Annotated in this window: 15 protein-coding genes, 1 tRNA gene and 1 pseudogene; 10 read left to right on the plus strand and 7 right to left on the minus strand. The window is 62.7% G+C overall.

Going from position 1 to position 19841, the window contains the following annotated elements:
- Positions 1 to 864 precede the first annotated feature (864 nt).
- Entirely contained in the window at positions 865 to 1251 is a 387-nt protein-coding gene (locus KEM60_RS08555; protein WP_219107117.1) for an NUDIX domain-containing protein, read from the minus strand.
- 746 nt (positions 1252 to 1997) lie between these two features.
- Here KEM60_RS08555 and KEM60_RS08560 point away from each other — a divergent pair.
- From KEM60_RS08560 to KEM60_RS16910, 4 genes are all read left to right on the plus strand, one after another.
- Positions 1998 to 3398: a radical SAM/SPASM domain-containing protein gene (locus tag KEM60_RS08560; RefSeq protein WP_219107118.1), complete on the plus strand. Its 1401-nt coding sequence runs from the start codon at positions 1998 to 2000 to the stop codon at positions 3396 to 3398.
- Positions 3399 to 3439: 41 nt separating this feature from the next.
- On the plus strand, positions 3440 to 4633 hold the full coding sequence (locus KEM60_RS16905) for an MFS transporter (RefSeq protein WP_370626335.1): 1194 nt from the start codon (positions 3440 to 3442) through the stop codon (positions 4631 to 4633).
- A 1365-nt stretch (positions 4634 to 5998) separates the two neighbouring features.
- A complete protein-coding gene (locus KEM60_RS08570; protein WP_255574503.1) occupies positions 5999 to 7210 on the plus strand; it encodes an MFS transporter in 1212 nt (403 codons plus the stop codon).
- Positions 7211 to 7373: 163 nt separating this feature from the next.
- Positions 7374 to 7802: a hypothetical protein gene (locus KEM60_RS16910; RefSeq protein WP_370626336.1), complete on the plus strand. Its 429-nt coding sequence runs from the start codon at positions 7374 to 7376 to the stop codon at positions 7800 to 7802.
- 17 nt (positions 7803 to 7819) lie between these two features.
- On the opposite strand, the gene KEM60_RS08580 is transcribed toward KEM60_RS16910, so the two are convergent.
- Positions 7820 to 7892 (minus strand) — tRNA-Arg (locus tag KEM60_RS08580).
- Positions 7893 to 8128: 236 nt separating this feature from the next.
- On the opposite strand from KEM60_RS08580, the gene KEM60_RS08585 reads away from it, so the two are divergent.
- Together KEM60_RS08585 and KEM60_RS08590 are read left to right on the plus strand one after the other, a co-directional pair.
- A complete protein-coding gene (locus KEM60_RS08585; protein WP_219107121.1) occupies positions 8129 to 13003 on the plus strand; it encodes a hypothetical protein in 4875 nt (1624 codons plus the stop codon).
- Positions 13004 to 13056: 53 nt separating this feature from the next.
- Entirely contained in the window at positions 13057 to 13329 is a 273-nt protein-coding gene (locus tag KEM60_RS08590) for a hypothetical protein (protein ID WP_219107122.1), read from the plus strand.
- A gap of 107 nt (positions 13330 to 13436) precedes the next feature.
- Here the strand turns inward: KEM60_RS08590 and mscL are convergent, their stop codons facing one another.
- Together mscL and KEM60_RS08600 are read right to left on the minus strand one after the other, a co-directional pair.
- Positions 13437 to 13829, minus strand: a complete 393-nt coding sequence (gene mscL, locus KEM60_RS08595) for a large conductance mechanosensitive channel protein MscL (RefSeq protein ID WP_219107123.1) — start codon at positions 13827 to 13829, stop codon at positions 13437 to 13439.
- Between the two features lie 194 nt (positions 13830 to 14023).
- Positions 14024 to 14743, minus strand: coding sequence for an SAF domain-containing protein (locus tag KEM60_RS08600; RefSeq protein WP_219107124.1), 720 nt, complete (start codon positions 14741 to 14743; stop codon positions 14024 to 14026).
- A 27-nt stretch (positions 14744 to 14770) separates the two neighbouring features.
- Here KEM60_RS08600 and KEM60_RS16915 point away from each other — a divergent pair, with 27 nt between their 5' ends.
- Positions 14771 to 14998, plus strand: coding sequence for a hypothetical protein (locus KEM60_RS16915; RefSeq protein WP_370626355.1), 228 nt, complete (start codon positions 14771 to 14773; stop codon positions 14996 to 14998).
- 14 nt (positions 14999 to 15012) lie between these two features.
- Here the strand turns inward: KEM60_RS16915 and KEM60_RS16920 are convergent.
- From KEM60_RS16920 to KEM60_RS08615, 3 genes and pseudogenes are all read right to left on the minus strand, one after another.
- Positions 15013 to 15153 (minus strand): annotated as a pseudogene (locus tag KEM60_RS16920) (FmdB family zinc ribbon protein); the annotation flags it as partial.
- A gap of 50 nt (positions 15154 to 15203) precedes the next feature.
- Positions 15204 to 16766: a potassium/proton antiporter gene (locus tag KEM60_RS08610; RefSeq protein ID WP_255574407.1), complete on the minus strand. Its 1563-nt coding sequence runs from the start codon at positions 16764 to 16766 to the stop codon at positions 15204 to 15206.
- Between the two features lie 58 nt (positions 16767 to 16824).
- Positions 16825 to 17472 carry a 5-formyltetrahydrofolate cyclo-ligase gene (locus tag KEM60_RS08615; RefSeq protein WP_219107126.1) on the minus strand — a complete coding sequence of 216 codons (648 nt, stop codon included), beginning with the start codon at positions 17470 to 17472 and terminating at the stop codon, positions 16825 to 16827.
- A gap of 90 nt (positions 17473 to 17562) precedes the next feature.
- On the opposite strand from KEM60_RS08615, the gene glp reads away from it, so the two are divergent.
- From glp to KEM60_RS08630, 3 genes are read left to right on the plus strand one after another with little or no spacing between them, the layout of a single operon-like run.
- The gene (gene glp, locus KEM60_RS08620; RefSeq protein WP_219107127.1) at positions 17563 to 18813 is read left to right on the plus strand and encodes a gephyrin-like molybdotransferase Glp; all 1251 of its coding nucleotides are present in this window, start codon (positions 17563 to 17565) and stop codon (positions 18811 to 18813) included.
- Positions 18810 to 19292 (plus strand): cyclic pyranopterin monophosphate synthase MoaC, encoded by a 483-nt coding sequence (moaC, locus tag KEM60_RS08625; protein WP_219107128.1) that lies wholly within the window; start codon positions 18810 to 18812, stop codon positions 19290 to 19292. Before glp ends, moaC begins: the two co-directional genes overlap by 4 nt.
- On the plus strand, positions 19289 to 19804 hold the full coding sequence (locus tag KEM60_RS08630; RefSeq protein WP_219107129.1) for a molybdenum cofactor biosynthesis protein B: 516 nt from the start codon (positions 19289 to 19291) through the stop codon (positions 19802 to 19804). Before moaC ends, KEM60_RS08630 begins: the two co-directional genes overlap by 4 nt.
- Positions 19805 to 19841 lie beyond the last annotated feature (37 nt).

A 19841-nucleotide genomic window follows, 5' to 3' on the forward strand; every position in this document is an offset into this window, starting at 1 on the left:
CCAATGATCTCAAAGCGGCCGATGTTTTTATATATGTGTATGGCGACAGGTGTGTATCGATTGTTTCCCGGAGTGTAGGGGGTGGGTCGCTAACGCCTCGTGAATAACGCCCTAAGGTTACCACTAAAATTATACCCCAACATGCTCAGCTGGATAACCCTAAATCATCAACGAGCCAACCCCGCTGGACTGGAGACGGCGCCATCAATGCACCCTGCGAGGCTCCACGCGAATAGGATTTCCCCTTCACCAGTATCCTCGCGCCCTTAGATAGCGGAATCTGCAGTACGATGACGATGACGATGACCGTGCAGGCAATAATTGACCCATTCGCGACCCATGATAGGTCTGCATTGGGCCGCACTACCTACATGGGTATTGCCCCTCTAGGGTCCACCCCTGGAGATACATGAAATTTACACATATGACACTGCAATAAAGGTAGGGGTAGATAAGAAGGAGGCGAGTCGTCGACGCTGCTTTTTGCCGCGTAACGGGTGTTGGACATTCTGCGATCCGGGAGATGGGGTTCCATCCGCTCGACGGGGCGCGGCACCTCCAACGCTTGGGCATCGACGATGAAATCGTGCGCCTGGTTGCCTGGCATACGGGTGCGGGGTTCGAGGCCGAGCAGCGGGGGTTGATCGACGACTTGAACTGCTTTGCCCTACCGGAGCAGGTGGAACTGGACGCGTTGACGATGGTGGACTTGGCGACCGACCCAGACTGCACGGCTGTGTTGGACTCGCGACGCATCGTCGAGATGCTCAGTCGCTACGAGGACGTGATCCGGCGTATGAGGCCGTCACGCGATCTACGTCGTTCCTACTGGCGTCGTCAGCGAAGGCGAAGAGGCGATTGGGGCTACCGGAGGAATGGCCCGCCGTCTGCTAGGGCATCGTCGCTGGTGGCACGACTGCCGCCAATGTGCCTGGCGCGGAAGGCGGGCGAGAACTGCTGGCGCACCTCGCCGTTGTCGTAGGCCATGACGTGGTGTGGGTTGGTGTAAGTGCCGGTGGAGGTTTCGACGTCGATGTCGTAGCCCGTCTCTTCCTTGACCTCGCGGACGACGGTCTGGGTGATCGACTCGCCGGGTTCTTGGTCGGCGCCGGGGAGTGCCCACTTCTTGTTGTCGGTCTTGTGGATTAGGAGGATGCGCCCCTCATCGTCGCGAACGATCGCGACAACGGAGGGGACGACGCTGTTGATCGCGGGGGCGTTGGGGTCGTCGATGTGGTCGATGCGGGCCACGTCTCGACCGTACCTGACATCCGCTCTCAGGGCCTGTCAGGCACCGTGCGCACGAGAGCTCGGCGGGAGGCTCTGCGCAGATGTGGTGAAGAGGAGCGGGTGGCGCGAGGGGAGAGGAGGGGAGAGCTGTTCAGAGTGGGCCAGAGTTTGTGGGGTGCCTGACGGTTAGCTCGTAGGAGCGGTAACTGGTCGCGGTGGCGAGGGGAGGCAGAACTCGACCGTTCGGTGACGTCGTTCGCTCCTGTCTTGGAGCCAGACAGATTTGGCAGCGCGTGCTTCAGGCAGCGACGGCGGCCCATCTGCCGCCATTCGCTTGAGGCCATGGTCTTCCCACCACACACCCGTACGGTCGACACGCCACCTTCCGCACAAGTGACGGCGTCTCCTGGCAACCTTCGTAAAACTGCGGGCAGCAATGACCAAGCAGCCCTAGGCTCTGCTATTGGTGGCGCTACATCGGGCCGCGCTGCTCTCTGCAGGGTGGAAGGGGGCGGGATTCATGAAGGTTACTTCTCAGGTGACGAACACGAGCAACCATGCCGCATCACTGCTGGCTGGGGGCGTGCTCTTCAACTCGTCCATAACTAAGAGATGGCTGGAAGTGAGCTGTCTAGAGACAGCAACGGTGCGTCCTTGAAGGAGTAGTAAGCGGATCGCTCAGCGGAGTGGAACTGCTAATCCGATCTGCCGCCCGTCGGGGGCCGGTGACGGCGCCTTCTTTATGCAGGCGTCGTCACCGTGCTCCGATGCCGGGTTTGATCTGCTCCAGTTGCAGCGCGCAGGACCTTACCGATTCGATCGGGACAGGAATAATAATGTTCACTTTTGCGGCGGATGACTTCGCGTTCCGACAGGAATACTTTGGCGGACTATTGATTCGAAAGTCCAATAATGAAATCTTCGAAATTTCTAAATGGGACTATATCTTCTTGTCGTTAGTTCGTGAGGGAGTCTGGCCCGACCAGGCCGAATCCCTCATGTTAGGCAATTTCGGTGTCCACTTCCAGCCAGACCTCGAGGCTTATGAGCAGTCTGGATTCATTGTCGACCAATCCACTCACGGTGCGCCATTGCCATCCGTGCCATTGGGGGACATTGACGTGAGTCGGCTGTGGCTCGATCTGCCTCCTGGCTATCTTTGTGCTCCCGCCGAGGTTTCCATCTATCCTACTCTTCGCTGTCAGTTGTCTTGTGATTTCTGCTTCGCTGCTGAGCCAATGTCGCAGGGTTCTAAACGCTCGGAGGTTTCCGCTGCCACGTGGCTGCTAACGCTTGAGTCGCTAGCAGCGGCAGGGACTTACTCTCTCAGTGTCCTGGGCGGTGAGCCCATGCAGTACGGAGAGATTGTTCCACTCCTGGACGGATTGAATGGGCTTTTCCCAAAGATGGGACTCACCTCCAATGGGCAGTCATGGAGTAAGGAGCTTGAGGAGGCGGTAATCTCGTGCGGCAATCTTGTGCCATGTTTTTCCCTGCAGTCCTTGGATGATTTCAATGTCCGGTATATGGGGAGGAACTTCAGGATTAAACGCACGACAAGCCTTATTTCTCGGCTGCTCGCAGGGGGGCGAAAGTCGCGCATTAATGCTGTATATAGCGGACAGAGTTCCGCTCAGCTTCGTGATCTCGCTGACTTCTGCGATAAGAGTGAATGCGAGGCTCTTTCCATCGCATATAGATTTGACCTAGTTCACCATGACTCCTTTCGGGAGTTTCGTAACGTCGCTGAGTCTCTGCGGGAGTACATCGATCAGCGAGGTTACTGCTTTACCTTCCGGCCAGAGGGTTGCCTGACGTATACGGCGTACCCCGAGATTTCTGAGATCAAAGACCTAACCGCTTACCAGAAGCTTTATTTCGGATGTGACGCAGGGAAGACGCGGATGGAGATCCACCCTTCAGGGGACGCTTACGCATGCGCCGTCTTGACCGCTCCAGAAACCCGTTTGGGGAATGTCTTTGAATCGGGCTGGAGTGATGTCTGGAATGGTTCTAAGGTGGCTGCGCACTTGCGCACCGCTATGACCAAGGCAGACAAGTGTCACGGGTGCGGGTTGCTTGAAGCTTGCAACGGAGGGTGTGCAGCGGTCGTCCTGCATGCGACTGGCGAGCTGATTGGTGAAGCGGATCCCCGATGCCTCCTGTAGGCATGCGATGGATCGCTAGAGGGTTGTCTTCATCTAGCGGCATGAACCGATCGGTCAAGCTTCTTGTCGCTTTCAAAGTTGTGTCATCAGCCTCACTGCTTCCTGTAATTTTCGTGTTGTTTCTACAGGGGCGGGGATTCAGCTTCTTTGAAATCGCGTTGGTGAATTCGTTCGGATCACTCGTTACGGTCCTTGCGGAGGTGCCAGCCGGATGGATGGGCGACCGCTACGGATTGCGGAGGTCCCTTCTGTGCGGAGTTAGCGTGTCGGGCCTGGGCATACTGGCGCTAATCGGCTCGACCGAGCTCCTTCATGCTCTGGGGGCAGAGCTCATCTTCTGCGTCGGTGCGGCGCTCATTTCTGGTGCTGACACTGCTCTGATATACAATTGTCTAGAATCTTCCGGGGAAGAGGGTTCTTTCCTTAAGGTTACCTCTCAATATCGTTCGAACTCCTACCTGGCGAGTTTTGCAGCCAAACTTGTTGCACCTCCATTGTTCGGTTTGCTGGATATTCTTCCCTTGATTGTTTCGATTGCGCTCTGCTTCGTTGGCCTCCTTCTTCTGTCCGCTGTGAAAGATCCCGCCGTGGCAGCAAAAGGGGAGGGGGACGGCTCGGGGTCAGCGCGCGGTCGCGTGTGGGGGGAGTTGAAGAGGGGAAGATATCTTCGAGCATTTGGTGGAATGTGCCTAGCTAGCAGTCTCCTAACTGTGGGGGTTAGCAACTTTTCTGTTTATGTGGCGCCCTTCCTTCAATCCCTTGGAGCGGAGTCGAGCGCCCTTGGTTTGGCGCTGGCTGTAGGTAGCCTTGGGGGGTACTGCGGGTCACGCGTCGCTCCCCTGCTCGTAAATCGGTTCAGCGAGCGAAGTGTTTTGGTGTGGTCGGCGCTCGGGGGACTCTCTACTTTCGGCGTAGCGCCCGGGGCAGGGTCATGGCCGGTAGGGTCTGTTTTCTACTTCATAATCACCTGCTGTAGTGCCGGGTTCTATACTGTAGCTTCTCCGGTGATTAATAGGAGTATTCCTAGCCGGTGGCGGGCGACGGCCTTGTCGTCATTGGCCATGGTTGACGAGGCGATGTTCTTGTTGCTGGATCCTGTGTTCGGTTGGACTGTCGATTCGTTTGGGTATGACATTTATGCTGTGTGGGCAGCGGCTCTTGCGCCAGCTGTACTCATTCTCTTGTTGTTGGCGCTTTTCGGGCGTTTCGCTCCGGGAGGAATCGCTGGGATGTAAGGGCGTTATTCACGAGGGTTTCACCCCCTTGAGGAGAGTCAGGAAACCTGCAGGTCACAGGCCCTTGCAACGGACGGGTCGTCCGACTTCTAATCGCTCGTGAATAACGCCCTAAGCTAATGGCTCGGCAGTTCAGTAGAAAAGGTGATGTCGGGAACTTACGGCGTGTTGATGATGGGTGGTTGTTGCCTGCCTCGATGTCGACGGGTGCGCGCTGGAGTTCGTGAAGCGATTTTGGGGGCACTTGATGCATGCCTGCATAGAAGGTCTAAGTCCAGTGGGCCCTTGTATGTGATGAGGCGCCGTCCTGATCCGTCCAACCAGGGTCAGCTTCGAATTTTTTGGCGGAGCGGTCATCCGCTGGAGCAGGCTCTTGATCATGAAGAGGTTCTTTGTAGTGGAGCTTCGGAGGTTCCTGCAGTGTCACAAGTCTGCTCGAATCCCTGCAGGTAGTGCGAGAAGTGGCGCCCGCCAGTACTTAGGCGTAGGTGGAGAACGGCAGACCGCGATGTCGGGGTGCCATAGGAGTGGCAATTGACGAGGATGTTTTCGTCGAAGCGGAAGATGAGTTGTACAAGGAGCAACCGTCCGTGCTTCGATGCCGGGGTGTCTAGGCAGGGCTTGAGGTATTTCCAGCTAAGGGCGTAGCGGTGACCGAGGGATCCGTCCTGTGCAAGTCATGCGAGCGAATGGGCTGTCGTTACGTTTCCGATCGGGTACGGACGTGAGCGCGCCGGAGGCGGAATATCTGTTCCAGAGCGTGGCCTTTCCGCGAATGGGAGAGCACTCTGTTGTTCCTTAGGGCCTGCACTTATTCAGCCGTTTTCGAGCCGCGCTCACGAAGAGCCTAGTAGTTACCACGGAGTGCGGCGGCGAGACAGTTGGGCTGGCGCTGTTTGGCGTTGTGAGACTTCGGGAGTTGAACTTGTTGGGGGGCTGCGATAGGTCGCCCCGTGGTCCCCGCCGGGCTACTAAGAGCGTGGCGTCCTGGCACCGTCCAGGTCAATCGGTACTGGTGGGCTCTCATTGCTGATGAGTTGCGAGCCAGGGGTGTGCCCTTTGTGTCGCATGGAGGAGATAATGGGCTAGTTGATCCTGGGTACGTCCGCGTGCTCCTGGATAAGATGATTTGGGCAGAGCAGCTCGGAGTGCATGAGGGTGGGTCTAAGAATGACATATGGGTAAATCCGGCGTCGCCACCGTCTAGGTATGGGTTATACGCTGCCCGAGGAGGGCCGCATGGCTTGGTATTCGTCGAACTCGACAGCCAGTGTCGTTCGTTGGCGGCAGCGCTGAATGGACAAGTGGAACGCATGTTTGCTCAGGCGAGGTGGGATACTCATGAAGTTGCGCAATTCGGTTCTCATGGATAGGAATTTTCGGCTCTTTCTCGTTTCTCGTGGTGTATACACGATTGCCATTTCGGGGCTTCCTGCTTTGCTGGCAGTGTCAGTGGTAAGTCAGGGGGGTGGCCCTGGTGAGTTAGGGGTGGTGCTCGGCATCGGAGCACTGCCCGCCATATTGGGTGCCATAGCCAGCCCTGCAGTACTGCGTCGGTTCGATCAGCGGGCGCTTTTCCAAGCATCTTGCGTTGTGTGGGTGGGAGGATGCCTGACGGTAGGTCTCCTGGAACTAACGAGGGGAGTTAGTTACTTCGTTTATGTACTTGTGACCTTCTGTCTTGAGCTGGTGGCAGCCATGTTGTATGGCGCGATTGGGTCGTACTTGCCCAGCATTGTGCCGGAAGGGAAGCTGCAAGAGGCGAATGGGGTCAAATCGACTGTATTTGGTTTAGCTGGCGTCGCGGGCCCACTAATCGCTGTGCCAGTGACGGCGTCGGGTGATGGGGGCCGGTCGGCGGCTTGGTTTGGAGTGGCAGCCTTGATGTTCCTGGGGATGTTGTGTCAAACGCAACTGCCGAGTGGTAGGAGAGCCGATGGTTTGAGCGGGGAAGTTGGGAATCCCTTCTCGTCTAGTTGGGGATACCTCAGGAGATGCCCGGGAATGCTGGTGGTTATTTTCTACTCTGCGATCTGGCACGTACTGGGTTGGTCCTGCTACCTCGTGGGGATTCCGGTGTTACTCCGTCAGAACTATGACTCCCTGTGGGCGTGGGGAGTTATGCAGGCTTTCGTTTCTGGAGGGGTTGTTATTGGGGGCCTAGTCGCTGTGATGTATAAAGCCAGCACAGGGAGGGTCTGTATCACCTCCCTGTTGCCGCTTCTATTGCTCGTTCTGATGGTCGCAACTTCGGCGCCTTTATGGAGTGTCACGCTCATGTCTGCCGTGTCTGGAGTTGGACTGAGCGTCGGCGGCGTGCATTGGGCCACCCGGGTTCAGCGTGAAGTCCCGGAAGTGCTCATACCAGCCGTTTTTTCATTGGAATATGTGATGAGTGAAGGGGTTGGGCCTGTGGGTTACCTCGGCGTCCCCCTCGTGATGAGTGTTTTCGGGGTGGGTATGACGATGTGTGCAGCCTCTACATTGGCGCTTGCGCTTGGAGTTGCGGCGGTGCTCTTTTTTCCTCGCAGGTTTGCTTATCGCGAAGCGGGCAGCCAGAAGGAGGCCCGCTTGTAATCGGGTGTTAGCCAGCTTTTCTTAGTTGCCGGTCCCGCGAGTCAGGGCTGTCCAGGGGTATGTCGATGACCCATCTTCGACAACTGCTTCATTCTTCCGATCGTGCCGGTGAACCTCTCGCCGGTGTCGTGGGAAGGCAGCATCATCTGACAGGGTCACGGTGGTGGCCGGTGATTCGGCGCAGGTGGAAGCTGGCGGCGAAGGCGAGGACGTCGATCGACTCTCGGGCGTTGCGGGCCAGGGAGAACCACATGTCGTGGGGGACGGCGCCGCGGTTGGGGTAGAGGGTGACCAGTTCGGATTGTGCGGCGGTCAGGGACTGTCGGTCCTGAGCTGTGTCGGGCTAGAGGTACACGTCGTCGCGCCCCAGGATGCGGGCTGTGCTGAGCCGGTCGGCGCGAACGTCAAGGTCGTTCAGCAGATGCTCGGCCACGCGTCGGCGGCGATGACGCTCGACATCTACGCCGGGTTGTTGCTCGATGGCCTCGACCCGGTTGGGTGTGCGCTCGATGCGTGGGTGTCACAAACGTGCCGCCACGGTCCGGTCGGGGCCCTCGGGTCGGCGTCGACCGCTGACCAAAAGTGGCCGTGAGCTGCGGTGATGTTCGGTGCCCCCGGCGCGATTCGAACGCGCGACACCCGCTTTAGGAGAGCGGTGCTCTATCCCCTGAGCTACGAGGGCGTGACCCACGTAGCGCGGGCACGTCGACATCCTCTCATGGACAGTGGGGTGCCTGGTCACGGTTCGCGGGGGAGTGCTCACAGGTCGTACGGCGGACGCTGGGTCGTCGCTCGAGGGCTCCTCTCGGGTCGCCTGGTGTGGTCCACCGGTCACCTGCGATGACGTCGTACTGGACGACCCGCCGACTCCGGTCGCCCTTACGGCTCTTCGGTCGCCGCGGCACGTAGCCTGTGGGAGTGACGCCGACTCCTCCCCAGCCTCCTTCAGGGCGCGGAAGTGATACTGCGCGCCGCCGGACGACGTCGCGTGGCAACCGCTCCTCGGGGCCGACGCCGCGTCGCCATGACGAGGACACTGCCCCGGTGATCACTGGCGATGTGGTGCCTGACGTCGCCGAGCCCGGCGCGGTCGATGATTCGATCCGGCCCGACACGGATCAATCCGACGTGCCAAACACCGCTGTTGATGCCCCCCTTCCGACTGCTGATCCGTCCGGTTTGGCCGAGCCTGACGGACTGTCATCATCCCCGTGCGTCACGGTGGTCCCGCCGGATACGCTGTCCCCCAAGACTTCCGAGAAGCCGGAAGAGCAGTTCACCGCTGTGCTTCCACTGCAGGACAGCCCCACCCCCAGTTCTCCGATCACTTTCCCTACGACGGCCACGCCCGCCGACATCGGTACGGCGAAGCCGCCCAGCCCGACGACGCCCCGGTCGCCCTCGCCGAATGCCCCCTGCGAGTCCATGTCAGACACTCCGGTCGCAGCAGATCTTTCGACCTGCGACCAGAGCCGCACGGGTCATTTGACCAGTGACGACGGGGAGAAAGACAGCGCTCCCATCAGCACCGCGTCTCCCCTCGCGGCCGACCTGAGCCGCGTCATCGAACCCACTGAACCCTCCGTCACGTCTGGTCCTTGCGCCAGCACTGACCCGCCGGTCGTCACTGACCAGGAGGGAAGTCCATCCACGTCAGCAACACTGACTGTCGTTCCCGATCCGATACCGCAGCACGACGCGGCGGCGTCGCCGGTCTCAACGTCGCCGTACCCCACAGAGACGTCGTCCTCCCCGGCGGTCCCCCCAGCTCTGGACGCCACCTCGACGTCCACGCCGATCCGCCCGGAGATTCCCACCCGACCTATCGCGCAGCGCTACCCGACCCGCAGCGCCCGACGTACCGCCATCCTCGAACCGCATGACGATCTGGGTTATGAACCAGGCGCCACGTTGTCACGCAGCGAACGAGTCGGTGCGGCCCTGCGTCGCTGGCGAGGAGAACTCGCCCATGCCGGAGGCCCCAACGCCCTGCTGTGGTACCGAGACACCCCTGATGGGACCCTCGACCTGACCAACGCCCACCCCACGGGGGCGTCCATGCTGATGGCTGGCACGCGAGTGCGCCTGTCACATCTGGTCCGGGAGGCGGCAGCATTCCGGGAGGCCTTAGCTACGGCGCATCGGATCCGCGCGAAAGCCCTCGAACTGCATGAGGACCACGGCCTAGACACGGCGCACGTCTGTGTAGGTATGGCCACCTGGGAGATCCCCGGTGCGCGGCGCCGTCCGCAAGCCCCGATCATGTTGCGCACGGTGCGTCTGCACGCGGTGGACGCTGCCGAGACTGATCTGGAGTTGCAACTGCAGGAACGAGTGGAGATCAACCCGGTCCTGCTGCATTACCTCGTCTCGGAGCAGGGGATCCGCCTTGACGGGGACGCCCTGGCCGATCTGGCCCACTCCACCGGACGATTCGACCCGCTGCCGGTGTATCGAGAAATGCGGCGGCTGCTGCTGCACGTCCCTGAGTTCACCATCTCTGACCGGCGGGTTTTGTCGACTTTCCCGATGAGTAAAATGTCGATGGTCGCTGACCTGGCGGCGTTCGCGGACCGGCTGAGCGGTAACGATGTCATCGCAGCCTTAGCCGGAGATCCCGCTGCCGCGCAGGCGTTGCGTGCTGATGGTGATGGCGGTCTATCCGAGAGTTCGCGCCGCCGTGGTGAACCCGACCTGGCCCGTGAAGTTCTCGTCGTCGATGCGGACCCGGCACAGGCCGATGTCATCGACGTCGCTCGCAGCGGCCGCCACGTCCTCATCGACGCAGCCAGCGGCACCGGGTTGACGCAGACTTTGGTCAACATCGCAGCTGCTCTCGTCGGGTCGGACCAGCGGGTCTTGGTGATCAGTGAGAATTCCCGTCAACTCGGCGATCTGATCGGCCACCTCGAACGAGCCGGATTGTCCGATCTGGTCCTGGATGCCCGGGACCCACACGAGCTGCGGCACACCCTCCCTGGGGACATCCTGGCCCGCATCGACCCGCCCTCACCGGACACGGAGGCCCTGCACGCAGCCCCCGATCCCGCACCAGTAGCTGCCGCAGAGATCTCCAGCAGTGCAGGTGACTCAACGACAGCGCCTTCCTCGGCGGGTCGCGTCGACTCGTGTGCGCGACCAACGAACCAACGGATGGGCGCCGATGCTTTCGGCTGGCCTGCCCCGTTTAGTGGCTCTGGCGGTCACGTCGCTGAGCGGCACTTGAGCGACCTGCGGGAACTGCTGTCGACGCATGTGGAGAGCATGCACATTCGGCGGGATCCGTGGGGCGTGACCATCGTCGAGGCCCAGACAGCTTTGGCGGCTTTGGCGGCCCGAGAGGTCGTTCCGACGTCACAGGTGCGTCTCACCCGGGAGGCGTTGACCGGGCTGACCCATGTGGAAGTAGCTCGGGTCGGCGCGGAGCTCAGCTCGCTGGCCCAAGCCGGTGCCTGGCTGGTTGATCACGGCCGATCTCGCCTCACCGTGGAGACCGCGTCCTCCAGCCGGGGATCTCATGCTGACGATGAAGACCCGTGGTGGGGCGCCAGCCTGCACACGGATACCGACGTACGTCGGGCGCTGGAACTGGTCAGAGAGCTTTCTGGCGGGCGGTTGTCAGCAGATCAGCGCGCTTTGGACGCCGCTCTTGCCGACGCTGGGTTACCAGCGGCGCATTCGGCGTCGGATTGGGAGACAGCTTTCGTCTTATGTGAAGCGGTCCGTGAAACGTTGGGCACCTTCCGGGAGTCGGTCTTCGCCCAACCGTTGCGTCCGTTGATTGCGGCGACCGATCCGAGTTCGATTTCCGGGGCACGGTGGTGGTCCCGCAACGGAGCCAAAAAGACCGCTCGGTCGCTGCTGTTGCCGCACGCGCAGGTCGACTCGTTGTATGAGGCGTTGTGTGAAGCTGAGCGGCAACGTGAAGACTGGGTGAGCTTGGCAGGAGCGGATGCTGAGCCGCGCCTGCCGCGAGGGTACGACGCTGCCGCGGCACGGTGGGCAGCTTTGCACTATGACCTGCGGTGGCTCGATGAGGTGCTCGCCGGGACTCGGGACGGCGCTAGCCTGCTGGATCGAGGATTGGACGCGACGCGAGAACGGCTGGCGTTGTTGGCGGCGTCGCCGCGTCGTGCCGGGGTGCTGCCCAAAGTCCGGGACAGATTGGACGCATTGACCGGCCGAGGGCTGGGCGAACTTCTCGACGATCTTGCCGCCCGCAGAGTGCCTGCCGATCAGGTCCCCGCTGAAGTCGAGTTCGTCTGGTGGCGTTCGATCCTGGAGGTCGTCGCTGAGGACGATACGACGTACCGGTCGCATGACGGCGGGGCGCTGCGTGACCTTGTTGATCGCTATGTCCGTGCCGATCACAGCCTGTTGCAGCGCCGCGCCCGTCAGGTAGCGGCCCGCGCCCAGGCCCACGCGCGAGTGGAGATCACGACTCGTGGTGACCAGGTGGCTGCGTTGCGCGAAGCGGCACGGTCGGTCAAACCACCACGGCCGACCCGGACCTTGCTCGCGGAGACGGGTGAATTGGTGGCCGCCGTCGCCCCGATCTGGGTGATGAGCCCGTTGACGTTGGCCTCCATGGTGCCCACCCATCTGGTCTTTGACGTGGTCATCATCGATGATGCTGGTCGGATGCCCGTGGCGCATGCGGTGTCCGCGCTGGCCAGGGCGGTGCGTGTGGTCGCTGGTGGCGACTTGTGTGGTGTGGGTCCGCGTCCGTTCCGTACGTTGGCTTCAGCGGAGGAGGACGAACCACCCTCGGGTGTCCCCTCGGTGCTGGAAGAGTTGGCCAGACACCTTCCAGTGCGGCATCTTCCGCGGGCCTACGACGACCGGGATCCGCGTATCGGCGGCTTTGCGTGGCAGCAGCGGGAGGACACGGTCCAGGCGTGGCCGGTGGCGGGACGCGGTCCGGCGTTGCGACTGTTGCGCACCTGCGCGGTGATTTCGTCAGTCGATCAGGACGGCGAAGCTGAGAGCCGGGAAAACACGCGGATCGTCGAGGCTGTCCTCGACCACGCCAGACGGCGGCCAGACACCTCGCTGGCGGTGTTGACGGTCACGGCGGCGCAGGCAGACGCGCTCGGGCAGGAGATCAGACACGCGCTGAGCCGTGATGAGAAAGCCGCGGGGGCAGCGATGCTCGCCGAGGACTTCGATGAGCGTCTGCTGGTGTGCACGGTGGATGCCGCTGCCGGTCGGACCCGGCATACGGTGATTTTTGCCACGGGGTTGGCGCCGGGACCTGGGATGCACCTGAGGTCGCCGGAGCGATTGCAGCGTGCCGATGGGGCGGCGTTGATCGATCAGGTGGCGGTGATTGCGCGACGTCGGTTGGAGATCGTCAGTGCGTTGACCGCTGCCGATCTGGGTCGGATGGCGGATGTCTCGGTGGGGGTGGCCCGGTTGGCGCAGTTGTTGCGTCATGCAGAAGCAGACGGCTCAGTGGGGGATGAGGAGCCGGTGCAGCCGCTGCTTGCGGAGGTCTGTGCGCGGTTGCGTCAAGAAGGTCTGGTCGTGCGGCACGGATACGGCGTCGGCGCGTGTCGGCTGGATCTGGTGGTGGAGGATCCCTACGACCCGGGATGTTTGTCAGTGGCGGTCCTCACTGATGGGGTCCGTCATGCGGCGGTGCCGACGGTGCGAGAACGAGAACGTCTCATGCCGGAACAGCTCGCCAGGCGAGGCTGGCGGACGGTGCGGGTGTCCAGCACGGAGCTCTTCCGTGATCCGGCCCGGGATGTCGGCCGGATCGTGGAGACGGCTCGTCGGGAGCTGTCCTGACCCCTGGCGGGAAGGTCGGGCGGCCGGTCAGGTGGTGCGGGGACAATGAGTGCGTGAATGATGCTGCTCGTGAGGAACCGTCAAATGCTGTGGTGGACTCTGCTTCGGCGAGTCGTCCTCCGGTACGCCGGGTAGGGCGCCGCCGGGTAGTCACCTCGGATATGCCGGGGGTGTGTCCGCAGCTCGACCCGACGTACGACGATCGACCCGCTGATGGTGACCGAGGAGATGAGCCATCTCCCACGGCGGGGACGTCGTCGGGGGAGCCTGCGTTGGACGCGAGGGACCGGTGGATCGTGGAGCAGCGACCTCCGCATTGGGGATGAACGGGTCTGCATTGCGTGGACATGGCGAAGGGGTCCCACTGTGGTCAGATGGGACCCCTCCGCTGGGTGTGCGCAGTGGCTGCGCGGGCGCTCGCGTCGCGTGGTGATCAGTTGCGGGCGCGCAGGGCGTCGCGGATCTCCTGCAGCAGCAAGACCTCTTCGGAGGGAGCCTTCGGCTCCGGCTCAACGCCGGCTTTACGCCGTTCGGAGAGTTTGTTCATCGGGACGACAAACACGAAGTAGACGACGGCGGCAGTCATCACAAACACGATGACTGAGTTGATGATGGTGGAGAAGTTGATCAGGGTGTTGGGTTTACCTGCGACGAGCTGGAATCCCCACCCTTCAACCTTTGCTCCGGGCATGGCGTTCAGCAGCGGCGTGATGATGGCGGTCACGAAGCTGTCGACGACTTTCTGGAAAGCACCACCGACGACGACCGCGATGGCCAGTTCGACGACGTTGCCGCGCAGAATGAAGTCCTTGAATCCCTTGAGCATGATTGTCCTGTTCTGGGGAGAGGGGGAGTAGTGATCGTCCGCTGACCCGGAATTCCACCTCATTGTGCGGTGCGGCACGACCGCGTAGATCGTACCGGGGGTTGACGTCATGCTGCGGTCGTCGGTCTTGTCGTGCCTGAAAGTGGGCGTTGTGAGCGCTGACTGGTGCGCGTCAGCGGGTGATCCCACCGGAATCAAGGGTGACGGGAAACAATGTGTACGCCGCCACGAGATGCATTTCCAGCGGATAGCGCGGCTGAGGTTAACGGCCCGACTCGGTCGGCTGGAACCGCTACAGAGAGCCCTCGAGTGGTGCCGCTCTCCGCGACAAGGGAGGTGGAAGAAGGCCGGTCCACGTCAACGACCACCACATCTGAGGCGACCACAGTGCCGGTGGCGACGGCGATGACATCCACGTGATGGCCAGCGCCTAAACGGTGTAACGAGGCGGTGTCAAGAAGGGGGAGATGGACGACCCGCGTTGACGGTGTCATCCCGGTCAGGGCAGCCCCAGCGGTAATCCGTGGTTCGGTGAGGACTTCACTCTGGCTCACCGCTGCGGTGAGGCTTTGACCGACGGCAGCCCGAAGATCCCGCACTGCGCGGGAGGGCGCCGCACCTGCCGGCAGCATCCGCATCGTCAGATCCTGTTCAGTGAGGACGTGCCCCAACGGGAGATCGGCTCCGGCCACGACCACGCGCGTCCCGGAAGATGACGGGTCAGTTGTCAGCGGTCCCAACGCGATCCAGCACGCCACCGACAAGCAGATGCCAGCCAGAGTCCGCCGTAACACCAGTCGACGCCATATCGCGGCCCGTCCTGGCGGGCGGCGCCGAAGCTGACTGGGCGACGTTCGGGCGGTGCTTGATGCGCGGTGGGCAGTGGGCAACGACAAGAACGAAGGGCGGCTCATGGCGGCAGGCTAGGCAGCGGTACGTCGGTGCCACTGTCTGCGCGGACCGCAGATGTGGACGACCTCATCGACGCCTTGAGGGTGTGGACGAGGTCAGCTCAGGACGCCGCAGTGGTGCCAGCCGAGGCGCTGCTTGAGGCGGATGAGCCGGACGAGGTCGTGCTGCTTCCCGACGTGGTGGAGCTGCTGTCTGATGACGTGGATGACGTCGAACTGGCCGGGATTGACCCCCCTGACCGAGAGTCGGTGCGGTAGAAACCCGAACCCTTGAAGACCACGCCGACCGCGTTGAACAGCTTGCGTAGCCGCCCGGTGCATTCGGGGCAATCGGTGAGAGCGTCGTCGGAGAACGACTGGCGCACTTCAAATTGGTGCTCGCACTCGGTGCAGGCGTAGGCATACGTGGGCATGCAGCATCTCCGTGGGGTGGTCGGGGTTCCTGGACAATTCTACCGTCGGCTCACCCAGGGCTTGTGCCGCGGTGCAGGTCACGCCCTGAAAGCTGCTGGTGATCAGGACACCTGCCCTGCTGGGGTAGCCACCCTGCGAGACGACCCCGGGCATCAATGGCATGCAACTGCCACTCCGCCTGACGCCGGGTGCCAGGAGCCGCCACGATCAACAACTGATCCCGATGACGCAACACCGTCGTCGGTGTGGGGACCAGTGCTTGCTGATCACGCACGATCAACGCGACCTGCGCGCCCACTGGGAGCCGCAGTTCAAACACTTCGGTCCCATGCAGATGGGAATGCTCACCGATACGGACCTGCAACAAGTCGGCACCCACCTCCTCCAACGGAACGGCGTCGACCTCCAACGCAGTGGTCCGCTCCGTGACGGTCACCCGCAACCATCGGGCCACCCAGGGCAGCGTCGGCCCTTGCACCACCGTAAACACCACTACCAGCACAAAGACCAGGTCAAAGAGCCAATTCACGCCGCGTACCCCAGAGATGAAAGGCACCGTCGCTAGGACGATCGGCACGGCCCCGCGCAAGCCAGCCCAGGACAAGAACACTTGATCGCGCCAGGTCAGACCGGATCCCCAGCAGGAAACGAAGACCGACGTCGGCCTGGCCACCAGCAAGAGCACCAGCCCTAAAACCACCGCTGGAACCAACTGGTGCACCAGATGTGACGGTGTGACCAGCAACCCCAACATCACGAACAACCCGATTTGGGCCAGCCATCCAGTCGCCTGCGCGAAACCCCGCACTGCCAGTCGGTGCGGCAACGCCATGTTGCCGAGCAACAAACCCGCGACGTACACGGCGATGAACCCGGAGGTGTGGGCCACCGATGCCGCGCCGTAAGCCACCATCACCCACGCCAACACCCCGAGGGGAAATAGCCCGGCATGCCCGGCGACGATCCTGCTCATCACTTGCGCGCCGCACCACCCCACCACTGCGCCGATGACCACGCCGCCGACCAGCTCCATCACGATCGATCCAATCAGCAGAGCGACCGTCCCCACGCTCCACTGCCCGGCGCCACCGGAGGCTTGCTCGGACAAGGCCACCACCACGAGAACCACCGGGGCGTCGTTGAAACCGGACTCCGCCTCCAAGATCCCGGTCAGTCGATGTGGCAGCGGCAACGACCGCAACACAGAAAACACAGCTGCGGCGTCGGTGGACGCCAGAATCGCGCCCAGGAGCAAGGCCACCGGCGCATCGATTCTCAAAATCAGATGGGCAGCTGCGCCGACAACTAACACGGACAAGGCCACGCCGACGGTCGATAACAACGCAGCTGGCGCCACGGACGCACGGATCTCGTCCCAATCAGTGGTCAGGCCGCCTTCGGCAAGGATCAACGCCAACGCGAGATATCCCAATACCCTGGTCAACGCCATCGATTCGAATTGCACGCCGAAGCCTTCGCCGCCCAGGGCCACTCCGATCAGCAGGTAGATCAGCAAGGAGGGCAGCCCGGTCCGGGTCGACAGGCGCACCGCAGCAACCGCGACGACTACGACGGCAGCGCCGACAAGCAACCAGACCCCCAAGTCCCACACGGTGACACTTTCCAGGGTCGACAGATCCGTCTCCTTCGACGATGGACGTGCAGTCGGCTCACTTATTCTGACAAACAGCTGCCTGCTCTGGCAGGAACGTCCATCCAGCGGTGGGTCGGACGACCGCCTGCACCGGCAGGTCATGAGCGTCTGTGGGGACTTCATCGACCAGAGCATCGTCGTCAACGAGCGCGATGACCGGCGCGTCAGGAGAACGACGAGTCAACGCCCGGTCATAACACCCGCCGCCCTGCCCCAACCGCATCCCGCGCCGGTCGATCCGTAACGCCGGGACCATCACCATGTCGGCATCCGCGATAGCACCGACTCCCAACAAAGGCGGATCAACCTCCTCGGCAGGCCACCACGTCCATTCGAGGTCCAAGTCAGGTAGCACCACTGGCACCATGATGCGCACTCCCGCTGCGTGCCAGCGCTCATGCAAGGCGGTGGTCGGCGGCTCCCCCGGCATCGACACGTACGACGTGACCGTCTCCACTCGCCGTACCCGTCCGGCATCCTGCAACGCCTGCACCAACTGAGCCATGGTCTCTGCCACGGCTTGCGCCTCCTGGAGTCGGGCGGGGGAGTCCGGTGGCAGCGCGGCTCGGACCCGGCGCTGGGAGCGCACCTCCCGCCGCGCCACTCGTTTGGCGTCCATGATGTCCACAGCAAGGGAATCAGCAGTGTCACGTTCGTCGCTCACTGGTCCAGTCTGCCCGCGCCGATAAGGTGCAGACATGTCGTCCCGCACCTGTCTTCCCGCCATCTCTCCCCTCCAGCTGGAGGTGACACGGTGATCAGCGTCGAGCAACACCTGGAACGCATCCTGGCCAGCGTCGAACCGCTGCGCCCCAGCAGGCTTCGACTGCTCGACGCACAAGGGTGTGTGCTCGCCGAAGACATCGAAGCTCTGGTGGATCTGCCTGGCTTCGACAATTCCGCGATGGACGGGTATGCGGTGGGGCAGGAGGAGGTGATGGGAGCCGACCGGGAACACCCCGTCTATCTCGATGTCGTCGGTGACATCGCTGCCGGCGACACCCGCCGCATCACCTTGCCCCCCGGCCGGACCTATCGCATCATGACCGGGGCGCCCGTTCCCGATGGTGCCGAGGCCATCGTCCCGGTAGAAGATACCGACGGCGGAGTCGACGTCGTCGCCATCAGGGACGAGCCGCTGCCTGGCCGACACATCCGCCGTACCGGCGACGACGTACGGCGCGGCGATATTGTGGCCCGCTGCGGCACCCGGCTCGGGCCACGCCAGCTTGCTGTGATTGCCGCCGCTGGCCACGGTGACGTCGTGGTCATCCCGCCGCCGCGAGTGGTGGTGATCAGCACCGGCGACGAACTCGTCGAGCCAGGAATACTGCCCGGCCTGGGACAGGTCGTCGACAGCAATTCGCTGATGCTGGTCGCCGCGGTCCGCGAACTCGGCGCCCTGCCCTACCGAGTCAGCGGTGTCGCCGATGACGCGGAGACTTTCCTACGCACGTTGCAGTCCCAACTGGTGCGGGCCGACGCGATCATCACCACCGGGGGAGTGTCAATGGGAGCTTTTGACGTGGTCAAGGAAGGACTATCCCGGCTGGGCACGGTTCACTTCGACCAGGTCGCGATGCAACCGGGCAAACCTCAAGGCTTCGGCACCATCGGCCGTGACGACACCCCTGTCTTCACCCTGCCCGGCAACCCGGTCAGCGCCCTGGTCTCCTTCGAAGCGTTTGTCGCCCCGGCGTTGCGGGTCATGGCAGGCCGGTCTGCCCGTGAGGGAGAACTCGTCAGGGCCACCGTCACTGATGGATGGACCTCACCCGCAGGGAAGGTGCAATACGCCCGGGTCTATCTGACCCGCACCCCCACTCGCCACCAGGTGCGGCTGGCGGGCGCCCAGGGAAGTCACATCCTGGGAGGACTCGCCGAAGCCAACGCATTGGCAGTCGTCCCTGCCGATGTCACCGAGGTCTGCGTCGGTGATGTGCTGCCATGCCTCCCCATCGGCCCCGTGGAGGACGCCCGCGAGGAACAAGGCGGACCAGCATGACCGAGCCTCGAACCGACCTCACCCACGTCAGGCCGGACGGGACAGCCCACATGGTCGACGTCACTGCCAAACAGATCACCGCCCGCAGCGCCACCGCCGTCGGCACCGTCCTTCTCGACGCCGCGGCAGTCACCGCGCTGCGTCACGGCGCCGTCCCCAAAGGCGACGCACTCGCCGTCGCTCGAATCGCGGGGATTCAAGCCGCCAAACGCTGCCCCGATCTGATCCCGCTCGCCCACCCCATCGGCGTCCACGGCGTCGAAGTGGACCTTGAGGTGCAGGACGACGGCGTGCACCTCCGAGCCACCTGCCGCACCGCCGACCGCACCGGCATCGAAATGGAAGCGTTGACCTGCGTCACCGTGGCCGCCTTGACCGTGATTGACATGGTCAAGGCCGTCGACCGACACGCCCGGATCACCGACGTCCGGGTCGTCGCCAAATCCGGTGGCCGCTCCGGAGATTGGAGCGAATCATGACCGACACTGAATCGCAGGACCATCAACTCGGATGCCAAGGACGCCGGGCACGTGTCGTGGTCGCCTCCACCCGCGCAGCCGCCGGAGTTTACGCCGACCGCAGCGGCGCCCTCGCGGTGCGCCAACTGCGGGACTGGGGCATGGACTGCCCCGACGCGATCGTGGTCGTCGATGGCGAACCCGTCGGCCAGGCCCTGCGTGCTGCCCTCAACGATGAGGTCGATCTGGTGCTGACCAGCGGCGGCACCGGTCTGTCCCCGACCGACCGCACTCCGGAATACACCGCTGCGCTCGTGGACCGGCAGATCCCCGGACTGGCTGACGCGATCCGGCGCATCGGCGCCGACAACGGCGTGCCCACCGCCGTACTCTCCCGAGGCATCGCCGGCATCGCCGGCCGCACCGTCGTGGTCAACCTTCCCGGATCCACCGGCGGAGTCAAAGACGGACTGCGCGCCCTTGAACCGATCCTCGCCCACCTGCTCGACCAAGTCCGTGGCGGCGATCATTGAGCGGTATATGGCCCAGCACCGTGCACGTCCGGGCGAC

Origin of the sequence: Austwickia sp. TVS 96-490-7B, assembly GCF_019331795.1 — a bacterium.
Lineage (GTDB): Bacteria > Actinomycetota > Actinomycetes > Actinomycetales > Dermatophilaceae > Austwickia.